The sequence below is a fragment of the Naumannella cuiyingiana genome, from assembly GCF_013408305.1.
In the GTDB taxonomy this organism is placed as follows: domain Bacteria; phylum Actinomycetota; class Actinomycetes; order Propionibacteriales; family Propionibacteriaceae; genus Naumannella; species Naumannella cuiyingiana.
Map to the genome: position 1 here is coordinate 588,842 of NZ_JACBZS010000001.1, position 20,106 is coordinate 608,947.

Consider the following 20,106-nt stretch of genomic DNA (forward strand, 5'->3'; position numbering starts at 1 on the left):
CACGCTCACCGTCCGCCCCCGATCACTCGGCGTCGGCCAGGTCGTAGCCGGCCTCGCCGACCGCGGCCCGGATGCCGTCGGTCGGCACGGGCTGGTCACTGAGGACGGTGAGCCGGCCGGAGGCCAGGTCGACCTCGACGCCGGTGACACCCCCGACCCGACCGACCTCCCGCGACACCGATGCCGCGCAGTGCTCGCAGGTCATCCCGGTGACGGTGTAGTCCGCGGTGCCCATCGTCTCGCCTCCCGTGTGATTGCCGGCCTGGATACCCCTCGAGGGTAATCACTCGTTGGCGCCGAATATACCCCCCTACGGTATTTTTGCAAGACGTTCGCGACCCGATCCGGATCCCCGGCAGACTTGCGCAGGTGATCGTCACCGCGTTGAACCTGCACCCCGTCAAGAGCGCCGCGATCCGACCCGTCGACGCCGCCACGGTCGGCCCCGCCGGGCTGCGCGGCGACCGAGAGTGGATGGTGGTGGACGAGGCCGGGCAGGCGATCACGGCGCGCGAACTGCCGGCGCTGTTCACGATCGTCGCCGACACCCCGCAGACCGACCCCGCGTGCGGCGCCGCGCTGCGGCTGTCCGCGCCCGGAGCCGGGACGCTGGAGCTCGCCGAGGCTGCCGCTGCACACCAGCTCACCGTCCGGCTGTTCACGCGGCCGGCCTGGCAGGCACTGCGGGTCGGCGCCGAGGCGGACGCCTGGCTGTGCGAGGCGCTGCGCCGTCCCGATGTGCACCTGGTGCACTGCCACGACCCGCGACAGCGCACCCTGAACCCCGAGTACAGCCGGCCGGGCGATCACGCCGCGTTCCAGGACGGTTACCCGGTGACCGTGCTGGGCGAGGCATCGGTGCGGCAGGTCGACGCCTGGGTCGCCGAGCGCCGCGCCGAACTGGGCGAGCCGGCCGGCTCGCCCATCACGCCACAGCGCTTCCGGCCCAATGTCGTGGTGGCCGGCGGCGAACCGTTCGAGGAGGACGCCTGGACACAGGTGCGACTCGGCGGAACGCGGCTGCGGGGGGTGAAGTCGGTCGACCGCTGCGTGATGACCACCATCGACCCGGACACCCGGGAGAAGGGCAAGGAGCCGATCCGTAGCCTCGCCCGGCACCGGCGTTGGGACGGCCGGACCTGGCTCGCCCGGCACCTGATCCCCGAACAGCCCGGCACCATCCGGGTGGGCGACCCGGTCGAGGTGCTTGCCCGGTCAGGCGGCTGAGCAACAACCCGACCGGCGAGCGTCGTCGCCACCGGCGAACTGCGTGCGGTGCAGTTCGGCGTACCGGCCGCCGCGGGCCAGCAGCGAGGCGTGATCACCGCGCTCGACGATCCGGCCGGCCTCGACGACCAGGATCTCGTCGGCGGCCCGGATGGTCGACAGCCGGTGCGCGATGACCAGCGAGGTACGCCCGACCAGCGCCTCCGCCAGCGCCGCCTGCACGGCAGCCTCCGAGGTCGCATCGAGCGAGGCCGTCGCCTCGTCCAGGATCACCACCTGCGGCCGGGCCAGCAGCAGGCGGGCGATCGCCAGCCGCTGCCGCTCGCCGCCCGACAACCGGTAGCCGCGCTCCCCCACCACGGTGTCGAGGCCGTCGGGCAACGCCCGGACCACCTCGGCGAGCCGGGCCCGGCCGAGCGCGTCCCACAGGTCGTCATCGGTCGCCTCGGGGTACGCCAGACGCAGGTTCTCCGCCAGCGAGGCATGGAACAGGTGGCCGTCCTGGGTGACCATGCCGATGGTCTGCTTGATCGAGGCGGCGCTGAGCTCGCGGACATCGACGCCGCCGAGGCGTACCGCCCCGGAGTCGGTGTCGTAGAGGCGCGCGGCGAGCTGGGCGATGGTGGACTTGCCCGCCCCGGAGGAGCCGACCAGCGCGATCATCCGACCCGGTGCCGCGGTGAACGACACGTCGTGCAACACATCCTCCCCGCCGCGCTGGTCGAGCACGGCGACCTCCTCCAGGGAGGCCAGCGACACCTTGCCCGCGGCAGGATAGGCGAAGGTGACGTCGTCGAACTCGAGGCCGACCCCGTTGCCCGAAGCGTCGCCCGCGGGCACCGCGCGCGCATCCGGCGCATCCGTGATCAGCGGCTCCAGGTCGAGGACCTCGAAGACCCGCTCGAAACTGACCAGCGCGCTCATCAGGTCGACGCGGGCGCCGGCCAGGGCGGTCAGCGGGGCGTACAACCGGGTGAGCAACAGCGCCAGCGCGACCACATCGCCCGCCTGCAACTGGCCGGCCACCGCGAACACCCCGCCGAGCCCGTAGACCAGCGCCAGCGCGAGCGCCGAGACCAGCGTCAGCGCATTCGTGAAGGTCGCCTGCAGCATCGCCGTGTGCACCCCGATGTCGCGCACCCGACCGGCGCGCACCCCGAACTCCGCCGACTCCCGCTCGGGACGGCCGAACAACTTGATCAACGTCGCGCCGGGTGCGGAGAACCGCTCGGTCATCTGCGAGGTCATCACCGCGTTGTGGTTGGCCGCCTCCCTGGATTGTCGCGCCAGCCGCGCCCCCATCCGACGGGCCGGGATCACGAAGATCGGCAACAGCACCAGGCTGAGCAGCGTGATCTGCCAGGAGATGCCGAGCATCACGACCAGCGTCAGGATCAGCGTGACCAGATTGCTGACCACCCCGGACAGCGTCCCGCTGAACGCGCGCTGGGCGCCGATCACATCGGAGTTCAACCGGCTGACCAGGGCCCCCGTGCGGGTCCGGGTGAAGAAGGCGATCGGCATCCGCTGGACATGATCGAACACCGCGGTACGCAGATCGAAGATCAGCCCCTCACCGATCCGCGCCGAGAGCCAGCGGCCGAGCAGGTTCAGCCCGGCCTCGGCGAGCGCGATCGCCGCGATCGCCACCGCGAGGGTGATCACCAGCGCCGTCGGGCCGCCCGCGGTGATCGCATCGACCACCCGGCCGGCCAGCACCGGGGTCGCGACCGCCGTCGCGGCCGTCGCGATGCCGACCACGAGGAAGGCGATCAGCGCGCCGCGGTGCGGCCGGGCGAAGCCACCGATCCGCCGCACCGTCGCGGCCGAGAACGGCCGCCGGTCCGACTGGGCGTGCATCGCGTTGTACAACGAGTTCCACGCCGTGACATCCATGCTCATGTCGCCCACGCTATGCCCTGCACCGCGGTTGAGGTCCAACGGGAATTGCGCACCTCACCAGCGCGGCCGCGGGTTACGCTGCGGCCATGCACGACCGCCCCGCAACCGGCCAGGCCGCGATGTCGACACGCCCGGTCCGGCTCAGCCGCATCGCCGAACAGATGACCGCCAGCACCATCCGGGAGATCCTCAAGGTCACCCAGCGCCCCGACATCATCTCCTTCGCCGGCGGGCTTCCGGCACCGGAGCTGTTCCCGCTCGAGGAGGTGCGCGCGGCCACCGGCGCCGTGCTGGACCGCTACGGGCCCGCGGCGCTGCAGTACTCGACCACGGAGGGACACCCGCCGCTGCGCGCCTGGCTGGGCGATCGCGCCGGCGTACCCGCGCAGAACGTGCAGATCGTCAGCGGCAGCCAGCAGGGCCTGGACCTGTTGGGCCGGGTGCTGCTCGACCCGGGCGACCTGGTGGCCGTGGAGAATCCGACCTATCTCGGCGCGCTGCAGGCGCTGCGGCCCTACGGCGCACGGTTCGTCGCGGTCCCCACCGATGACGACGGCATCTCCCCCGACGGGCTGGACGCGCTGCTCGCCGAGCAGCCGGTCAGGCTGCTGTACGCCATCCCGACCTTCCAGAATCCGACCGGCCGCACGCTGTCGCGCGAACGCCGCGAGGCCCTGCTGGACGTCGCCGAACGGCACGACCTGTTGATCATCGAGGACGGCCCCTATTCCGACCTCAGGTTCCGCGGTCAGGCACAGCCGTCGCTGTTCGAGCTGGCCCTGGCACGGGCCGGCGGAGACATCGAGTCGGTACGCGTGATCTCGCTGGGCACCTTCTCCAAGACGCTCGTCCCCGGCCTGCGCGATGCCTGGGTGCTCGCCCCCGGCGCGGTGATCGACAAGCTGGTGCAGGCCAAGCAGGGGGCCGACCTGCATTCCCCCACACTGAACCAGATGATCATCGCCGAGCTGGTCGAGGAGGTGTTGCCGAGGCAGATCGCGCGGGTCCGCGAGGCCTACGGGCAGCGCTGCGCCGCGATGCTGGCGGCGCTGGCCGAACGGTCACCGGCCGGCGTGCACTGGACCCGGCCGGAGGGCGGCATGTTCTTGTGGCTGACCCTGCCCGAGGGCCTCGACGCCGAGAAGCTGTTGATCTCCGCGGTCGAGGCCGGTGTCGCCTTCGTGCCCGGCGCGTCGTTCTTCGCCGCGCCCGGGGAGGGCGCCAACACGATGCGGCTGAGCTACGTGACGGTGCCCGAGGATCGGATCCGCGCGGGTGTCGGGGTGCTCGCGGACCTGATCGATCAGCGCCGGTAGCGCTCCACGAAGTTGCCGATCAGGCGGCCCGAGTTGGCCGGCGAGGCCAGCGCCGCGTCGATCAGCTCCTCGGCCCGCTCCGGCGGGTAGTAGCCCGCATCGCGATAGAAGTCGATCCGGCGGGCGAAGGCCGGCCCGTCCAGCTCCGGATGGAACTGGGTGGCATAGCCGTTCGCGCCGTACCTGAACAGTTGCACGGGACAGGCCTCGCCGCGGGCCAGCAGGACGGCCCCCTCCGGCAGCGCGCTGACCGCCTCCTTGTGCCCGACGAAGGCCCGGAAGATCGGCGCCAGCCCGGCACACACCGGGTCCGCGCGGCCGTCGGCGGTCAGCGTCACCGTCACCTCATTGGTGATCTCGGCGAAGCGGCGGTCGATCGTTGCGCCGAGCAGCCGCCCGAGCGTACCCACCCCGTAACAGACGCCGAGGAACGGGAAGTCGTGCGCGACCACCCGGCGCAACAGGCTGCCGAGCTCGGTCTCCACGCGCAACTGGGTGGGCGACTTGCGATCATCGGGATCCGAGGCATTGAACGGGCTACCGGCCAGGATGAAACCCGAGACCTCGGCCAGCTCGAAGCCCGGCAGCGGGTCGCGCTCCAGCCGGACCCGGACCAGCTCGTCGGCGGCCAGGCCACCCATCGACAGGTAGGAGGCGTACTCGTCGTCGGCGGCCTCGTCGTGATCACGCGTCGCGAGCAACACGAAGGGCCGCATCAAAAGCCCAGCCGGTTCAGGTACTTGGGGTCGCGCTGCCAGTCCTTGAGCACCTTCACCCGCAGGTCCAGGTGCACCGGCGTGCCGAGCAGGCGGGTGATCTGGGCCCGGGCGGCGGCCCCGACCTCACGCAGCCGGGATCCCTTGTGGCCGATCATGATCCCCTTCTGCGAGTCCCGCTCGACGATCAGGTTGGCGTAGATGTCGAGCAGCGGGCGATCCTCGGCACGGCCCGGTCGCAGTCCCATCTCCTCGACGGTGACCACGATCGAGTGCGGCAGCTCGTCGCGTACCCCCTCCAACGCGGCCTCGCGGATCAGCTCGGCGACCAGGGTCTCCGACGGCTCGTCGGTGATCTCCCCGTCCGGGTAGTACGCCGGCCCGGCGGGCAGCTCGTCGATGATCAGGTCGGCCAGCCGGTCGAGATTGTTCCCGTCGGTGGCCGAGACCGGCACGATGTGGGCAAAGGTGAGCCCGAGCTCGGCCTGCAGCGCGTCGATCGCCGACAGGTGCTCGATCATCCGTTCGGGGCCGACCAGATCGGCCTTGGTGGCGATCGCGATCAGGGTGGGTACGCGGTCCAGCTCGGCGAGCTGGCCGAGCAGGTAGCGGTCCCCCGGGCCGATCCGCTGGTCGGCGGGCAGGCAGACGCCGACCACGTCGACCTCGCTCCAGGTGTCGCGGACGACATCGTTCAACCGCTCGCCGAGCAGCGTGCGGGGCCGATGCAGACCGGGGGTGTCGATCAGCACGAGCTGGGCTGCGGGCCGGCTGACGATGCCGCGTACCGCATGCCGGGTGGTCTGCGGCTTGGACGAGGTGATCGCGATCTTGGAGCCGACCAGCGCATTGGTCAGCGTGGACTTGCCGGCATTGGGCCGACCGACGAAGCAGGCGAAACCGGACCTGAAGTCCGGGCCCGACTGACCGGGGTTCGACTGATCGGGGGCACCCATCAGTCCACCGCCGCCTCGGCATCGGCGTCTTCCAGCTCGGCATCGGTGAGCCGGCGGACCAGCACCGTGTGCACGCGATTGCGCCGCCCGGTGGGTTGCTCGGCCTCCAGCTCCAGACCGGCCACCCGCACCACCGATCCGGCCAGTGGCACCTTACCCAGTTCCTTGCCCATCAGCCCTCCGACCGTCTCGACGTCTTCGTCGGCATCGGTGTGCACCCCGAACTCGCTGTCCAGCTCGTCCAGGCCTAGCCGCATCGTCACCCGGACGCGACCATCGTCCAGCCGGGTGATCGGCGCGACCTCGCCGATGTCGTACTCGTCGACGATCTCGCCGACGATCTCCTCCAGGATGTCCTCGATGGTGGCGAGGCCGGCGGTGCCGCCGTACTCATCGACCGCGATCACAATATGGGTACGCGTGGCCTGCATCTCACGCAGCAGTGCGTCGACGTGCTTGGACTCCGGCACGAACGTGGCCGGCCGGGCGATCTCGGCCACCGGCCGGCCCTGCGCCGCGGCCGCGTTGAACACCTCGCGGACCAGGTCCTTGAGATAGACGATGCCCACCACGTCGTCGACCCCGCCGTCGCCGATCACCGGGATCCGGCTGTAGCCCGAGCGCAGCGCCAGCGAGACCGCCTGCCGCAGCGTCTTGTGCTGCTCGATCCAGACCATGTCGGGGCGCGGCACCATCACCTCGCGGACGACGGTGTCACCGAGCTCGAAGACCGAGTGGATCATCTCCTGCTCACCGGCCTCGATCACCTCCGAGGAGCGGGCGATGTCGAGCAACTGGCGCAGCTCGTCCTCGTTCACGAACGGCCCGTCGGAATAGCCGCGGCCCGGAGTCAGGGCATTCCCGATCATGATCATCAACTTGGGCAGCGGGCCGAGGATCGCGGTGATCACCCGCACCGGTGCGGCGACGGCGCGGGCGATCCGGCCGGCGTGCTGGCGCCCGAGGGTACGCGGGGCCACTCCCCAGGCGATGAACGAGACGACCACCATCGCCGCCACCGTGATCACCAGGCGTACCCAGTCGGCACCGAAGAAGTCGGAGACGACGAGCGTGACCAGCACCACCGACGAGATCTCGCAGATGATCCGGACGAGCAGGATGGTGTTCAGGAAGGGGGCGGGATCGCGGGAGATGATCAACAGGCTGCCGGCACCCCGGCGGCCCTCGTCCAGCGCCCCGGCCGCCCGCTCGGGGGTGATCACCCGCAGGGCCTGGTCGGCGACCGCCAGGATTCCGACGAGGACGGTCAGGACCAGGGCGATGACCACCATCGCCAGTTGGGCGCCGTTCATCGCGCGGCGCGGTGATCCGCGAGCAGGCGGTCCTTCAGCCCGAACATCTCGGCCCGTTCGGCGTCGGTGGCGTGGTCATAGCCGAGCAGGTGCAGCAGTCCGTGCACCAGCAGGTACTCGGTCTCGCCGGCGACATCGCGCCCGCGCTCGGCCGCCTGTTCGGCGATCACCTCCGGACAGATCACGATGTCGCCGAGCAGCCCCTCCGGCGGCTCCTCGTCGTCGCTCGGCGGCCGCAGCTCGTCCATCGGGAAGCTCAGCACGTCGGTCGGTCCCGGCTCGCCCATGAACCGCTCGTGGTAGCCGCTCATCGTGTCGGCGTCGACGAACACGATCGACAGCTCGGCCTGCGGATGGATCCGCAGGGCGTCCAGGCAGTAGCCGGCGAGCGCGATCAGTCCGCGTTCGTCGACCTCGGAGGAGGACTCGTTGGTCAGGTCGATGCTCACGCGCCGCCCCTGGCGACGCCGCGGGCGGCCTCGCGCCGCGCCGCACGGTTGCCGGTCAGCTCACGCGAGGTGTCGGAGAGGGATTCGAACCGGTCATAGGCGGCGACGATCCGGCCGACCAGCTTGTGGCGTACCACGTCGTGATTGGTCAACCGGCAGAAGGCGATGTCCTCGACGCCGTCCAGGATCCCCTCGACCGCGCGCAAACCGGAGCGTTGGCCGCCGGGCAGGTCGACCTGGGTGACGTCACCGGTGACCACCATCTTGGCGCCGAAGCCGAGCCGGGTGAGGAACATCTTCATCTGCTCCATCGACGTGTTCTGCGCCTCGTCGAGGATGATGAACGCATCGTTCAGCGTGCGGCCGCGCATGTAGGCCAGCGGCGCGACCTCGATCGTCCCGGCGGTCAGCAGGCGCGGGATCGAGTCGGGTTCGACCATGTCGTGCAGCGCGTCGTAGAGCGGGCGCAGGTAGGGATCGATCTTGTCGCTCAGCGTGCCGGGCAGGAAGCCCAGCCGCTCGCCGGCCTCCACCGCGGGCCGGGTCAGGATGATCCGGTTGATCTCCTTGTTCTGCAGCGCCTGCACGGCCTTTGCCATCGCCAGATAGGTCTTGCCGGTGCCGGCCGGGCCGATCCCGAAGACGACGGTGTGCTGGTCGATGGCGTCCACATAACGCTTCTGGTTCAGCGTCTTCGGCCGGATCGTCTTGCCGCGATTGGACAAGATGTTCTGGGTCAGCACCTCCGCCGGGCTCGCCTCAGCGCTGCGCATCATCGCGATGATCCGCTCGACGGCGTCGGCGGTCAGGCCCTGGCCGGTGCGGATCACGGCGACCATCTCGTTCAGCACGTCCTCGCCGAGCGCGAGGGCGTCGGGGTCGCCGGTCAGGGTGATCTCGTTGCCCCGGGCATGCACATCGGCATCCAGTTCGCGTTCGAGGGTACGCAGGAACTCATCTGCCGGGCCGAGCACCGTGACCATGTCGATCGACGGCGGAACGACGATCTGCCGGCTGCCGCCGGGCTGGCGCGCGGTGGTTGTGGTGGTGTCGGGTGTGATGGGAGTCCTCCGGTGGCTGGGTCCGGCGCGAGGCCGGCTGCGCGCAATTCTATCCGCCGCGACCGCCTCGTCCACCGGCTTCGATGGGTGCGATGACGTGGCCGCGGCCGCCGCCGGCGGGCGCTAGCCTTGGCGGCCATGAGCACGCCGGAGCCCCGGGCGACGACCCGCCGCCCCCGGGCCGAGCTGCTGGGCTGGAGCGCGGGCTGGGTGGCCGCGATCTGCGCGCTCGCCCTCGCGGCGCCCCTCGGCACCGCGCCGCTGCTGTCCGGGCTGGTGATCGCCGCCGGGTCGCTCGCGCTGCTCTGGGGCCCCTCGGCCCGGCTCCCGCTCGGGCTCGGGTGGGCGAACCGGGTGACGCTGGTCCGGGCGGTACTGGTCAGTTGTGTCGCGATGCTCGCCGCCTATGTGATCGCCGACTCCGCGCGGGTGTCGGTGCTGTTGCTGGCCACGGGCGCGCTCGCGGTCGTCCTGGACGGGGTGGACGGCGCGGTGGCGCGGCGCACCGGATCGGCGAGCGATCTCGGCGCCCGCTTCGACATGGAGCTGGATGCGCTGCTGATCGCGGTGCTGTCGGTCCTGGCCGCGCGCGAGTACGGCGGCTGGGTGCTTGCGATCGGCGCCGCGCGCTATGTCTTTGCCGCCGCCGGCCTCGGCTGGCCGTGGCTGCGCCGGCCACTGCCCTACAGCCTGGCCCGGCGCGTGATCGCGGCCGCGCAGCCGATCACCCTGCTGGTCGCGCTGAGCGGGCTGGCACCCGCGCCGGTCGGCACCGGCGCGCTGCTGGTCGCGTTGGCCGCCCTCGCCTGGTCCTTCGGCCGCGACCTGCGCTGGTTGCGCCGCAACCGCTGAACGCCCCACCCCGCTCGATGTTTCCGTAGTTATGCCCGCTCTGAGCCCCGGATGGCGGCATCACCTGCGGACGGAACGCGACCCACGACGCTCTCCACCGCGCGATGCGGTACGCCGAGGCGGGCGAGGCCCCGATCTCCTCGTGAGCTCTCGCCGCCTAAGACCACGTCCGGGGGGCGATAACTGACGACACGACTCGGAGAACGAGGGCCCGTCAGTTGGATGGCCGTCGTCAGTGCTCGTCCACGATGTGCATGGCGGCCTCCTCGGCGCTCGCCGCGCCGCCGGCCAGACCGACATCGGTGCCGAGGACCTCGGACTCGACGTCCTCGCCGTCCACCGTCTCCGCATCGACCAGCCGGCCGGCGCGCTGGTTGCCGACCTCGGGATCGTTGATCGAATCGGACCCGCGGGGATCGTCGAACTCCTCGGCCTCCTCCCGACCCTCCAGCAGGTCACCGGTGCCGGGATTGTTGGCGCCCCATTCCTGCTCCGGCGTACCCTCACCGCCGTAGCTGCCCGGCCCGACATCGGGATTCTCCTGACGCAGGCGCATGTCGAGCGACTCGCCCTGCTCGGCCTCGGCGGCCGTGTTCCCGTACCCCTCGCCGGCCGACCACTGGTCGGGCGCGATGTAGCCCTCGTCCAGCGGATCCTCGACCCCACGATCGATCAGCGAATCGTCCTCCGAAAGCTGGTCGAGCTGCTCGGACTCGTCGGGAACCTGCTCGTACTGATCGTTCTGCTCGCTCATGGCCCCACCCTGCCACGATGCCCCCGGCCCGGTGCAGGATGACGCCATGAGCCAGCCCCCTGGACCGCCGCGGACCTTCGCCACCTACACCGAGATGGCCGCGGCGGAGCCGTACCTGCTCGCCGGGCACATGTTCGGCTACGCCTTCGCCCAGCGCTACCTGATCACCGACGGCGAGCTCGACCCGCTGTTTCGCGCGCTGTGCGCGGAACCGGCAGAGTCGGGCTTCCTGGGACTGGGTACGCGGGAGTCGCCGCCGGTCGAGGTCGCCAAGAACCGGGTGCTGCTGATCTGGGAACAGGCGCTCGCCGCCTGTCGGAAGTTCTCGCTGACGGGCGGTGATCACCAGCGCCTGATCGAGCAGGTGATCTGCCTGGACAGCGGATTGCTGAACCTGTCGCCGCAGGCCCGAGCCGAGCATTTCCGCGGCCGGGCCGCGGGCGCGGGGCAGCCGTTGCGCTGAGGATTCGCCACCCGCGAGGCGATCCTGCGAACATTTCGCCGTGACCCAGACAGAGCCCGCGCGGGCGAACTTCGCGCAGCCTCGCAGCAGTCACTTCATGGGGCTGCTCGCGCTGTTCATCGCGGTGATGTTGATCAGCAACGTGGTGGTGACCAAGGGGGTGTTGTTGTTCCCCCAGTTGCAGTTCGATCTCGGGCCGCTGCAGGTCCGCGGGATCGTCACCGACGGCGCGTTCTTCCTGTTCCCGCTGGCCTATGTGCTCGGCGACGTGATCAGCGAGGTCTACGGCTTTCGCACCATGCGCCGGGTGATCATGCTCGGCTTCGGGTCCCTGCTGCTGATGACGGTGTGCTTCTGGCTGACGCTGCAGCTTCCGGGCGCGCCGTTCTGGGACAACCAGGCGGCGCTGGAGTCGGTGATCGGCGTGGTGCCGCAGTTCGTGGCGGCGGGCCTGGCCGGCTACCTGTGCGGGGAGTTCCTGAACTCGTTCGTGCTGGTGAAGCTGAAGGAACGCACGGGCGAGCGTTCGCTGTGGGCCCGCGTGCTGGGCTCCAGCGTCGTCGGCCAGGCGGTCGACACCACGGTGTTCTGCGCGATCGCCGCCACCGGCCTCGGGATCGCCACCGTCTCGGACTTCCTGAACTATGTGATCGTCGGCTTCGTCTGGAAGCTCGCCGTCGAGGCAGGTCTGCTGCCGGTGACCTACGGCGTGACCGGCTGGCTGAAGCGCGCGGAGCCCAGCTACGGCAAGGTCACCGCACCGTCCTGACGCTCGCGGGCCCCGGTTCTCCGGCCCGCCGCGGCCTGACGCGGAACCGGCCGCCGGCCCGCGTGGCGAGCGTCAGGACGGTGCGGTGCTGCGGCGGCCGGCGTAGTAGCGGCCCAGGAACTCCTCGCGGAAGGCGGCGAAGTCGCCCGCCCGGATGCTCGCCCGGATGTCGTCGACCAGCGAGACGATGAACCGCTCGTTGTGGATCGTGGCGAGCGTATTCACCACCATTTCCTTGGCCTTGAACAGGTGATGCAGGTACGCCCGGGTGTAGTGCGCGCAGGTGTAGCAGTCGCACTCCTCGTCCACCGGGGCGAAGTTGCGCCGGTTCGCCGCCGTGTTGACATTGAACCGGCCGTCGCGGGTGTAGAGCGCCGCATTCCGCGCCACCCGTGACGGCGAGACGCAGTCGAAGGTGTCGGCGCCGTTGGCGATCGCGGCGAAGAAGTCGTCGGGCTCGGAGATGCCGAGCAGGTGCCGCGGCCGGTCCTCGGGCAGCTCGTCGGCACACCAGCCGACGATGGTGCCCAGGTTCTCCTTCTCCAGCGCGCCGCCGATCCCGTAGCCGTCGAAGCGCCGCCCGTCGACCTCGCTCGCGGCAAGATCACGACAGGCCCTCCGCCGCAGGTCCTCGTACTGCGCCCCCTGCACCACGCCGAACAGGGCCTGGTACGGGCGCCCGGGATGCGCCGCGGTCAGCCGGCCGTGCTCGGCGAGACACCGCTCCGCCCACGCCTGGGTCCGCGCCAGCGAACGCTCCTGGTAGCCGCGGGTGTTCATCAGCGTGGTCAGCTCGTCGAAGGCGAAGATCACGTCCGCACCGATCTGGTGCTGCACCCGCATCGAGACCTCCGGCGTGAACCGGTGCATCGTGCCGTCCAGGTGCGACTTGAACGTCACGCCGTCGTCGTCGACATGGGCCATCCGCTCCTTGCCGGCGGCGATCACGTCGTCGTCGCCGAGGCCCGCCGCATCCATCGCCAGCACCTTCTTGAACCCGACGCCGAGGCTCATCACCTGGAAGCCGCCGGAGTCGGTGAACGTCGGGCCCGGCCAGTTCATGAATCGGCCCAGCCCGCCGGCCGCCTCGACGATGTCGCTGCCCGGCTGCAGATACAGGTGGTAGGCGTTCGCCAGCAGCGCCTGCGCGCCGAGCTCACGCATCGACTCCGGCAGGACGGCCTTCACGGTCGCCTTGGTGCCGACGGCGATGAACGCGGGCGTCTCGATCCTGCCGTGCGGGGTCGTGATCACACCGGTACGCCCGCGCTCGCCGGCGAGCCGATCGCCCACCTCGAAGGAGAAACCCGTCATGATCGCGCCCGGTTCCGGCAGGCACCCAGGGCGACCACCCCGGCGGTCGAGGTACGCAACACGCCGTCGCTGATCAACACGGGCCGCCCGCCGGCGGCAACCAGGCGATCCAGCTCCTCGGGCGCGATCCCGCCCTCGGGGCCGACGATGATCAAGATCTCCCCGGAGGTCGGCAGCGCCAGCTCGGCGAGTTGATCATCGGCCTCCTCGTGCAGCACCAGCGCCAGATCCGCGGCCGCCACCCGCCGGGCGAGGTCTGCCGTCCCGACCGGCGTCGAGACCTCCGGCACCCGGAAGCGCCGCGACTGCTTGGTGGCCTCGCGCACACCGGTGCGCCACTTCGCCAGTGACTTCGCCGCCCGCTCCCCCTGCCAGCGCACCACCGACCGGGCCGCCTGCCACGGAATGATCTCCGCGACACCGACCTCGGTCAGCATGTCCAGCGCCCGCTCGGCATGATCACCCTTGGCCAGCGCCTGGGCGACCGCGAACCGCGGGCCGGTCTCGGTCCGGGCGAGCCGCTCGTCGACCCGGATGGCGACCCAGCCCTTGGCCACCTCGGTGACCGGTCCCCGGACGGCGGCGCCGGCGCCGTCGGCGACGATGATCGACTCGCCGGCGCGGAGTCGGCGTACCACCGAGGCGTGATGACCCTCGGGCCCGTCGAGCACCAGTGCGTCACCGATCGCCGCATCGCGGGCCGCGTCGGCGAGGAAGACGGGGTCGCTCACTGGCCGGCCAGGCGGTCCTTCCACCGCCCGAACATCCCGCGCCCGGCTCCTCCGCGCACCTCGACGCGCGTCTCGTCCCGCTCGGCGGCAAGTTGTTCCAGCAGCTCGCGCTGTTCCTTGGTCAGCCTGGTCGGCGTCTGCACCAGGAAGGTGACGCCCAGCTCGCCGCGCCCGCGCCCGCGGCGGCGCGGGATGCCGCGATTGGGCAGCGCGATCCTGGTCCCCGACTGGGTGCCCGGCGGCACCTCCACCTCGACCGTCGTCTCGGCATCGGCGAAGTCCTCGCGCCCGGAGGCAACCAGGTCGGCCTCCAGGGTGGGCACGTCGACCCGGGTGCCCAGGGCTGCCGCGGTCATCGGGATCGGCACGACGAGCTCCAGGTTGTTGCCGTCGCGGCGGAAGTCGGCATGCGGGCGGACCGCGATCTTGACGTAGATGTCGCCCGGCTCGCCGCCGCCCGGTCCCACCTCGCCGCGCCCGGGCAGGTGGATCATCACGCCGTCCTCCAGCCCGGCCGGGATCTTCACCTGCAGCGTCTCGGTCTGCCGGACCCGGCCCTCGCCGTCGCACTCGACGCAGGGGTGCGGGATCGTCACGCCGAAGCCCCGGCAGTTCGGGCAGGGCTGGGAGGTGCGGATGCCCGCGATCCCGATCCGCTGCATCTGGGTGATCTCACCGGCGCCCCGGCAGGTGTTGCAGCGCTCGGGCCGGGTGCCCGGCTGGGTGCCCTGGCCCTCGCAGGTCGCGCAGCGTACCGCCGTGTCGATGGTCGTCTCGACGGTCGTGCCGAACGCGGCCTCCGCCAGGTCGAGCGTCATCGGGACCGCCGAGTCCTGCCCGCGCCGCACCCGCGAGCGCGGGCCGCGGGGGCCGGTCTGCCCGGTGAACATCGCATCGATCAGGTCGCCGAAGTCGAAGCCGGCCGTTCCGCCGGTGAAACCGCCGCCGAACCCGCCGAACCCGCCACCGCGGCCGAACCCCGCGCCGGCCATCCGCGGATCGCCGCCGCGGTCGTAGAGGGCCCGCTTGTCCGGATTGGACAAGATCTCGTAGGCCTCGGAGATCTGCTTGAACTTCTCCGCCGCCTCCGGGCCCGGCGCGACATCGGGGTGCACCTTCATCGCCATCCGGCGGTAGGCCTTCTTGATCTCCTCCGCGGACGCGCTGCGTTCCACGCCGAGCACCGCGTAGTAGTCCATGCTCATCTGGTTCCTTCGTCGTTCTCCGGCTCAGCGCTCGGACAGGAAGCGCCCGACATAGCGCGCCACCGCCCGGACCGAGGCCATGGTCGAGGGATAGTCCATCCGGGTCGGGCCGACGATGCCGAGGCTCGCCCGGACGCCGGCGTGTTGCCCGTAGTCGCTGGCGATGACCGAGGTCGCGCTCAGCTCCCGGTAGGGGTTCTCCGCGCCGATGCGGACGGTCACCGGGTCATCACCCACCTCGCTCAACAAGGTGAGCAGCACGACCTGTTCCTCAAGTGCCTCCAGCACCGGGCGTACCGCGTCGAAACCGGGGCCGAAGCTGGTCAGATTGGGTACGCCGCCGACGGCAACGCGGGTGGCGACCTCGGTGTCGAGCATCGTACCCAGCGCCGCGGCGAGCTTGCCCGCGGTCGCAGCGAGCCGCTCGGGCACGGACCCGGGCAGGCCGTCGAGGGACTCCGCGGCAGCCGCCAGCCGCTCACCCACCAGCCGGGCGTTGATCCGCTCCGCCAGCTCGGCCACGTCGGCATGGGCGATCTCTCCGGTCTCCACCGTGCGCTGCTCGACCCGCCCCGTCGAGTTGATCAGCACGACCAGCACCCGATCGTCGCTGACGGGCACCAGCTCGATGTGGCGGACGGTTGCCGAGGAGACGATCGGGTACTGCACGATCGCCACCTGGTGGGTCACCTGGGCGAGCAGCCGGACGGTTCGGGTGACGATGTCGTCGACATCCAGCGCGCCCGACATGAAGGCCTGGATGGCTCGCGACTCCGCCGGCGACAGCGGCTTCAGCGCGGCGATCCGGTCGACGAACAGCCGGTAGCCCTTGTCGGTCGGGATCCGGCCCGCGCTGGTGTGCGGCTGGGTGATGTAGCCCTCGTCCTCCAGCACGGCCATGTCGTTGCGGACGGTCGCGGACGACACGCCGAGGTTGTGCCGATCGACCAGCGCCTTCGACCCGACCGGCTCGTGGCTGGACACGTAGTCGGTGACGATGGCGCGCAGCACGTCGAGCTTGCGATCGTCCACAGCCCCCTCCTGGTTCTCGCGAATGGCTGACACTCGGTTTGCTGGCACTCGGTTTGCTGGCACTCTCTGCAGCGGAGTGCCAGTCTAGCGCTCGCGCGCGGTTAGGCTGGCGAGGTGACTTTCCTCGAGTGGCGCGAGGCCGCGCCGGGCGTGCTGGTGGCCGTCGCCGAGCCGGATTCGGTCAACATCGCCCTGGTGCTCGGCGGTACGCCGCAGGCGCCGGGACTGCTGGTGGACACCGGTTCGAGCCCGGAGCAGGGGGCGCGGCTGCGCGCCGACGTGGTCGAGCTGACCGGCACCGATCCCGCCGGCGTGGTGATCACGCACGGCCACCGCGATCACTGGTTCGGGCTGGCGGGGCTGGCCGGCGTACCGTCCTTCGGCCATGCCAGCCTCGCCAACCGCCTCGAGGATCCGGCGACGGCCGCCGATCTCGCCGGGCTCGGCCTGTCCCCGGCCGACCTGGTAGCGCCGACCACCCTGCTGCACCTGGCCCGCGGGATCGACCTGTCCGGTCGCCGGGTCGAGATCGTCCACCTGGGCCCGGGCCACACCGAGGGCGATCTGGTCGTGGTCGTTCCGGACTCGAAGGTCGTCATCGCCGGCGACCTGGTGGAGTCGGCGGGCGTGCCGCAGGCCGGCCCCGACAGCGCGCTCGGCCAGTGGCCGGCGACGCTGGACGGTCTGGTCGGGGTGCTCGGCGAGGACGCGGTGGTGATTCCCGGGCACGGTGGCCCGATGTCGCGTACCGACGTGATCACCCAGCGCGCCGAACTGGCGGCCGTCACGGGCGAGGCACGCGCGCTGATCGAGCGCGGCATCGCCGAGGCCGATGCCGGCGCGGCGGGCAACTGGCCCTGGCCGACCGAGACGGTCGCGCCGCACATCGCGCGGGCCTACGCCGAACTCGCCTCGGCCGGCGTCCGGGCGCGACCGCAACTGCCGATCGTGCTGGAGCGCGGCGGGAGTTGAGTCAGCCCCGCCCGATCTGCTCGGCGACCGCGGGCGAGGACGCCACCAACAGGATCTGCCCGGACTCGACCGGCCGGCCGGGGACATAATCGGTGCCGTCGGCGAACCGCACGACGCCGCCCAGCTCGCGCACCATCAGCGCGCCCGCCGCGTGGTCCCACGGCTTCGGATTGCGGTACGCCAGGGCATCGATCGTGCCGGCCAGCAGATCGGGATAGTCCACCCCGCAGCACCAGCGCGTCCGCACCGCTTCGATTCCCGGCGGGTCGAAGTGCCTGGTCGACATCGAGGTGGCGACATTCGGCGGGTCGTTGACCGGCGGGGCGACGACCCGGGCGCCGTTGCGCAGCACCCCGCGACCCCGCTCGGCGACGACAGCGAGCTGGTGCTGGGGCTGCCAGATCCACCCGCGCACCGCTTCGCCGTCGCGCAGTTCGGCGAGCAGCATGGCGTGATCGTCGGAGCCGCGGACGAAGTTGCGGGTGCCGTCCAGCGGATCAATCACGTAGGCGTGTTCGGCCGCGGCCAGCCGGTCCAGCAGGCCGGGATCGGCCGCGACGGCCTCCTCGCCGACCACGAAGGCTCCCGGATCGGCCGCCTGCAAGGTCTCGGTCAGTGCCGCCTCCGACTCCCGATCGGCGACCGTCACGTAGTCACCGGGCTTCTTCTCGGCGATCTGTCCGCCGCTCAGGGCGCGGAAACGCGGATTGATGATCTCGGCGGCGACCCGTTCGAGCAGCCCGAGCACGGACTCGGTGGAGGTGTCGTCCAGGGTGAATCTCGGCACGGACAAACACTCGCACACGGGTGACCTTGCCTACCCGGCGGCTCGTTCTGTATCGTTCTAGTTAATCGATACAGACGGTGCTGGGACGAACCGAGGAGGGCCTGGATGACCAACCGGGTGACGCTGCGAACGATCGCCGAGGCGGTCGGGGTGTCGGCCGCGACCGTGTCGAATGCCTACAACAAGCCCGACCAGTTGTCGGCCGAGCTGCGCGACCGGATCCTCGCCAAGGCCGAGGACCTCGGCTATGCCGGCCCGGACGCCTCGGCCCGCAGCCTGCGCCGCGGCAGGTCCGGCTCCGTGGGCCTGGTCACCCACCAGCAGTTGTCCTATGCCTTCTCCGATCCCTACGCCATCGCGCTGATCCGCTCGCTCACCCGCGTCCTGGAGCAGCACGGCACCAGCCTGCTGCTGTTGCCGGTCAACGACGACGACCCCGACGGGATTGAGGCGGCGCGCCGCGCGCAGGTCGACGGCATGGCCGCGCTCTGCCTGACCACCCGCGGCGACCTGATCGAGCTGGCGCGTCGCCGCGGCGTCCGGCTGATCGGCACCGACGTCTCCCCCCAGGGCTGCTGGGTGGCCGTGGACGACCGGGCGGTCGGGCGGCAGCTCGGCGAACACCTGGCGGCGCTCGGCCATCGGGAGATCGTCGTGCTCTGCGACGAGTTGGAGAGCGGGCGCGAACAGCCCCGGGGGCTCGGCCAGGACTGGCGCGGCACCTACCTCGCGCCGCGGATCACCGGGCTGGAGTCCGCGCTGCCCGACGCCCGGATCCGGGTGTTCACCGGCGGCCACAACACCCGCGAGGCCGGCCGCCTGGCCGCCGCGCACGTCCTCGACTCGCGGAACCGACCGACCGCCATCGTCGGGCTGAGCGATGTGCTCGCCCTGGGCGCGCTGGATGCCCTGGCCGTGCGCGGACTCGACGCGCCCGGCGACATCTCGGTGGCCGGCTTCGACGACGTGCCGGAGGCCGCGGCCGCCGGACTGACCACCGTGCGCCAGCCGATCGAGGAGAAAGGCCGCCTCGTCGGCGAGCTGCTGATCGGCGAGGCCGAGCCCACCGAACAGATCACCCTGCCCACCGAGCTGGTGGTACGCCGCACCACCGGCCCCGTCCCGACCACCGATTGATCAAGGAGATTGCCGTGTACTACCCGATGCCGATCGAGACCATCCGGGCCGAGAACCGCTCCGCACTGCCGGACGCCCCGATGATCGACGACTCCCCCGCGCCGCCGCGCTTCGCCGCCGTGCGTGGAGTCCTCGTGGCCGGCCTGCGCGGCATCGCGCGGGCACAACTGCGCTGGGCCGAGCGGATCGAGCCCTGCCGCCGCCCCGCCCCGCGCTACCGGACGAGCTGACCCGCGGCCGCCGGCGAACTCAGGCGGGATGATCGGCGGTGACGAAGTCGATCAACTTCTCGACCTCGGTCAGCAGCCGCGGATCAAGATCATCCCAGGAGCGGACCCGCTTCAGCAGCGCCGTCCACACCTTCCCGATGTCGGCCGGACTCTCGTGCGGCCAGCCCATCGCCCGGCAGACGCCGGTCTTCCAGTCCTCGCCCTTCGGGACCCGGGGCCACGCCGGACGGCCGACCCGCTCGGGCGAGATGGCCTCCCAGATGTCGATGAACCGGTGCCCGGTGACGAAGACGAACTCCCCGTGCGGCCCGGACGCGACCCGCGCGGCGATCCGAGCCTCCTTCGATCCGGGGACGAGATGATCAACGAGCACGCCGAGCCGGCGACCCGGCCGCGGCGCGAACTCCTCGACGACCGCCTCAAGATCATCCACGCCGTTCAGATACTCCACCACGACCCCGACGTGTCGAAGATCGTCTCCCCAGATCTTCTCGACCAGCTCGGCATCGTGCCTGCCCTCGACGAAGATCCGGCTGGGCAGCGCCGTCCTCGCCGAGGTCTCGGAAGCTCGCGACCCGCTGCGGGTACGCGTTTGCGCGGCAGGCCCCCGGCGCGGACGGACCAGCGTCACCGGCGCCCCGTCGATCCAGAAGCCGGGGCCGATCGGGAAGCTGCGCCGCTTGCCCGACCGGTCCTCCAACACGACGAGACCGTTCTCCCAGCGGACGACGGCCCCGCAGAAGCCCGAGCTGGGCTCCTCCACGACCAGGTCGAGCGCGAGCGGGACCTCGGAGCTCGCGGGCCTGCCCGCGCGCTGCCAGCCGGGGCTGAGGACGTCGGTGCCGTACCGGTCGCCGGATGATGCCACCGAGGCAGGCTAGACCGGTACGCCCCTTGCGCCGCGCCGCCACGCGGCGCGG

Annotated in this window: 22 protein-coding genes; 8 read left to right on the forward strand and 14 right to left on the reverse strand. The window is 71.3% G+C overall.

Annotated features, from left to right (window positions below):
- Window positions 1–22 precede the first annotated feature (22 nt).
- Complete coding sequence (locus GGQ54_RS02600; RefSeq protein WP_179443966.1) at window positions 23–235, reverse strand: heavy-metal-associated domain-containing protein; 213 nt, start codon at window positions 233–235, stop codon at window positions 23–25.
- Between the two features lie 134 nt (window positions 236–369).
- On the opposite strand from GGQ54_RS02600, the gene GGQ54_RS02605 reads away from it, so the two are divergent.
- Window positions 370–1,227: an MOSC N-terminal beta barrel domain-containing protein gene (locus GGQ54_RS02605; RefSeq protein WP_179443967.1), complete on the forward strand. Its 858-nt coding sequence runs from the start codon at window positions 370–372 to the stop codon at window positions 1,225–1,227.
- Here GGQ54_RS02605 and GGQ54_RS02610 read toward each other — a convergent pair.
- Window positions 1,216–3,129, reverse strand: coding sequence for an ABC transporter ATP-binding protein (locus GGQ54_RS02610; RefSeq protein WP_179443968.1), 1,914 nt, complete (start codon window positions 3,127–3,129; stop codon window positions 1,216–1,218). The genes GGQ54_RS02605 and GGQ54_RS02610 overlap by 12 nt on opposite strands.
- An 86-nt stretch (window positions 3,130–3,215) precedes the next feature.
- Here GGQ54_RS02610 and GGQ54_RS02615 point away from each other — a divergent pair, with 86 nt between their 5' ends.
- Window positions 3,216–4,445 carry an aminotransferase-like domain-containing protein gene (locus GGQ54_RS02615; RefSeq protein WP_218843642.1) on the forward strand — a complete coding sequence of 410 codons (1,230 nt, stop codon included), beginning with the start codon at window positions 3,216–3,218 and terminating at the stop codon, window positions 4,443–4,445.
- On the opposite strand, the gene GGQ54_RS02620 is transcribed toward GGQ54_RS02615, so the two are convergent.
- From GGQ54_RS02620 to GGQ54_RS02640, 5 genes are read right to left on the reverse strand one after another with little or no spacing between them, the layout of a single operon-like run.
- Window positions 4,433–5,161, reverse strand: coding sequence for a glutamine amidotransferase (locus GGQ54_RS02620; RefSeq protein ID WP_179443969.1), 729 nt, complete (start codon window positions 5,159–5,161; stop codon window positions 4,433–4,435). The genes GGQ54_RS02615 and GGQ54_RS02620 overlap by 13 nt on opposite strands.
- On the reverse strand, window positions 5,161–6,117 hold the full coding sequence (gene era / locus GGQ54_RS02625; protein ID WP_179443970.1) for a GTPase Era: 957 nt from the start codon (window positions 6,115–6,117) through the stop codon (window positions 5,161–5,163). The genes GGQ54_RS02620 and era overlap by 1 nt, the downstream gene beginning before the upstream one ends.
- A complete protein-coding gene (locus GGQ54_RS02630) occupies window positions 6,117–7,430 on the reverse strand; it encodes a hemolysin family protein (RefSeq protein ID WP_179443971.1) in 1,314 nt (437 codons plus the stop codon). The genes era and GGQ54_RS02630 overlap by 1 nt, the downstream gene beginning before the upstream one ends.
- Complete coding sequence (ybeY, locus tag GGQ54_RS02635; RefSeq protein WP_179443972.1) at window positions 7,427–7,879, reverse strand: rRNA maturation RNase YbeY; 453 nt, start codon at window positions 7,877–7,879, stop codon at window positions 7,427–7,429. The genes GGQ54_RS02630 and ybeY overlap by 4 nt, the downstream gene beginning before the upstream one ends.
- Window positions 7,876–8,862: a PhoH family protein gene (locus GGQ54_RS02640; protein ID WP_179443973.1), complete on the reverse strand. Its 987-nt coding sequence runs from the start codon at window positions 8,860–8,862 to the stop codon at window positions 7,876–7,878. Before GGQ54_RS02640 ends, ybeY begins: the two co-directional genes overlap by 4 nt.
- A 216-nt stretch (window positions 8,863–9,078) precedes the next feature.
- Between GGQ54_RS02640 and GGQ54_RS02645 the strand changes: the two genes are divergently transcribed.
- On the forward strand, window positions 9,079–9,792 hold the full coding sequence (locus GGQ54_RS02645) for a CDP-alcohol phosphatidyltransferase family protein (RefSeq protein ID WP_179443974.1): 714 nt from the start codon (window positions 9,079–9,081) through the stop codon (window positions 9,790–9,792).
- A gap of 232 nt (window positions 9,793–10,024) precedes the next feature.
- Here the strand turns inward: GGQ54_RS02645 and GGQ54_RS02650 are convergent, their stop codons facing one another.
- A complete protein-coding gene (locus tag GGQ54_RS02650; RefSeq protein WP_179443975.1) occupies window positions 10,025–10,546 on the reverse strand; it encodes a DUF5709 domain-containing protein in 522 nt (173 codons plus the stop codon).
- A 46-nt stretch (window positions 10,547–10,592) separates the two neighbouring features.
- On the opposite strand from GGQ54_RS02650, the gene GGQ54_RS02655 reads away from it, so the two are divergent.
- Window positions 10,593–11,009 carry a hypothetical protein gene (locus GGQ54_RS02655; RefSeq protein WP_179443976.1) on the forward strand — a complete coding sequence of 139 codons (417 nt, stop codon included), beginning with the start codon at window positions 10,593–10,595 and terminating at the stop codon, window positions 11,007–11,009.
- A gap of 40 nt (window positions 11,010–11,049) precedes the next feature.
- Window positions 11,050–11,778: a queuosine precursor transporter gene (locus GGQ54_RS02660; RefSeq protein ID WP_343045834.1), complete on the forward strand. Its 729-nt coding sequence runs from the start codon at window positions 11,050–11,052 to the stop codon at window positions 11,776–11,778.
- 72 nt (window positions 11,779–11,850) lie between these two features.
- On the opposite strand, the gene tgt is transcribed toward GGQ54_RS02660, so the two are convergent.
- From tgt to hrcA, 4 genes are read right to left on the reverse strand one after another with little or no spacing between them, the layout of a single operon-like run.
- Window positions 11,851–13,092 (reverse strand): tRNA guanosine(34) transglycosylase Tgt, encoded by a 1,242-nt coding sequence (gene tgt, locus GGQ54_RS02665; protein ID WP_179443977.1) that lies wholly within the window; start codon window positions 13,090–13,092, stop codon window positions 11,851–11,853.
- Window positions 13,089–13,823: a 16S rRNA (uracil(1498)-N(3))-methyltransferase gene (locus GGQ54_RS02670; protein ID WP_179443978.1), complete on the reverse strand. Its 735-nt coding sequence runs from the start codon at window positions 13,821–13,823 to the stop codon at window positions 13,089–13,091. The genes tgt and GGQ54_RS02670 overlap by 4 nt, the downstream gene beginning before the upstream one ends.
- Window positions 13,820–15,028 (reverse strand): molecular chaperone DnaJ, encoded by a 1,209-nt coding sequence (dnaJ, locus tag GGQ54_RS02675; protein WP_179443979.1) that lies wholly within the window; start codon window positions 15,026–15,028, stop codon window positions 13,820–13,822. The genes GGQ54_RS02670 and dnaJ overlap by 4 nt, the downstream gene beginning before the upstream one ends.
- A gap of 24 nt (window positions 15,029–15,052) precedes the next feature.
- Entirely contained in the window at window positions 15,053–16,060 is a 1,008-nt protein-coding gene (gene hrcA / locus GGQ54_RS02680; RefSeq protein ID WP_179443980.1) for a heat-inducible transcriptional repressor HrcA, read from the reverse strand.
- Window positions 16,061–16,174: 114 nt separating this feature from the next.
- Between hrcA and GGQ54_RS02685 the strand changes: the two genes are divergently transcribed.
- The gene (locus GGQ54_RS02685) at window positions 16,175–17,032 is read left to right on the forward strand and encodes an MBL fold metallo-hydrolase (protein ID WP_179443981.1); all 858 of its coding nucleotides are present in this window, start codon (window positions 16,175–16,177) and stop codon (window positions 17,030–17,032) included.
- A 1-nt stretch (window position 17,033) separates the two neighbouring features.
- Here GGQ54_RS02685 and GGQ54_RS02690 read toward each other — a convergent pair whose 3' ends face one another.
- On the reverse strand, window positions 17,034–17,819 hold the full coding sequence (locus tag GGQ54_RS02690) for an inositol monophosphatase family protein (protein WP_218843645.1): 786 nt from the start codon (window positions 17,817–17,819) through the stop codon (window positions 17,034–17,036).
- A gap of 105 nt (window positions 17,820–17,924) precedes the next feature.
- Here GGQ54_RS02690 and GGQ54_RS02695 point away from each other — a divergent pair, with 105 nt between their 5' ends.
- Window positions 17,925–18,956, forward strand: a complete 1,032-nt coding sequence (locus GGQ54_RS02695; protein ID WP_179443982.1) for a LacI family DNA-binding transcriptional regulator — start codon at window positions 17,925–17,927, stop codon at window positions 18,954–18,956.
- Window positions 18,957–18,970: 14 nt separating this feature from the next.
- The gene (locus GGQ54_RS02700) at window positions 18,971–19,186 is read left to right on the forward strand and encodes a hypothetical protein (protein ID WP_179443983.1); all 216 of its coding nucleotides are present in this window, start codon (window positions 18,971–18,973) and stop codon (window positions 19,184–19,186) included.
- Window positions 19,187–19,205: 19 nt separating this feature from the next.
- Here the strand turns inward: GGQ54_RS02700 and GGQ54_RS02705 are convergent, their stop codons facing one another.
- Window positions 19,206–20,054, reverse strand: a complete 849-nt coding sequence (locus GGQ54_RS02705) for a DUF3097 family protein (RefSeq protein ID WP_179443984.1) — start codon at window positions 20,052–20,054, stop codon at window positions 19,206–19,208.
- Between the last annotated feature and the right edge of the window lie 52 nt (window positions 20,055–20,106).

Bases quoted from the DNA above. Each gene is read 5' to 3' on its own strand.
- GGQ54_RS02600 (WP_179443966.1), bottom strand. From the start codon at position 235: ATGGGCACCGCGGACTACACCGTCACCGGGATGACCTGCGAGCACTGC.
- GGQ54_RS02610 (WP_179443968.1), bottom strand. From the start codon at position 3,129: ATGAGCATGGATGTCACGGCGTGGAACTCGTTGTACAACGCGATGCAC.
- GGQ54_RS02615 (WP_218843642.1), top strand. From the start codon at position 3,216: ATGCACGACCGCCCCGCAACCGGCCAGGCCGCGATGTCGACACGCCCG.
- GGQ54_RS02620 (WP_179443969.1), bottom strand. From the start codon at position 5,161: ATGCGGCCCTTCGTGTTGCTCGCGACGCGTGATCACGACGAGGCCGCC.
- era (WP_179443970.1), bottom strand. From the start codon at position 6,117: ATGGGTGCCCCCGATCAGTCGAACCCCGGTCAGTCGGGCCCGGACTTC.
- GGQ54_RS02630 (WP_179443971.1), bottom strand. From the start codon at position 7,430: ATGAACGGCGCCCAACTGGCGATGGTGGTCATCGCCCTGGTCCTGACC.
- GGQ54_RS02640 (WP_179443973.1), bottom strand. From the start codon at position 8,862: ATGGTCACGGTGCTCGGCCCGGCAGATGAGTTCCTGCGTACCCTCGAA.
- GGQ54_RS02645 (WP_179443974.1), top strand. From the start codon at position 9,079: ATGAGCACGCCGGAGCCCCGGGCGACGACCCGCCGCCCCCGGGCCGAG.
- GGQ54_RS02650 (WP_179443975.1), bottom strand. From the start codon at position 10,546: ATGAGCGAGCAGAACGATCAGTACGAGCAGGTTCCCGACGAGTCCGAG.
- GGQ54_RS02655 (WP_179443976.1), top strand. From the start codon at position 10,593: ATGAGCCAGCCCCCTGGACCGCCGCGGACCTTCGCCACCTACACCGAG.
- tgt (WP_179443977.1), bottom strand. From the start codon at position 13,092: ATGACGGGTTTCTCCTTCGAGGTGGGCGATCGGCTCGCCGGCGAGCGC.
- dnaJ (WP_179443979.1), bottom strand. From the start codon at position 15,028: ATGAGCATGGACTACTACGCGGTGCTCGGCGTGGAACGCAGCGCGTCC.
- GGQ54_RS02695 (WP_179443982.1), top strand. From the start codon at position 17,925: ATGACCAACCGGGTGACGCTGCGAACGATCGCCGAGGCGGTCGGGGTG.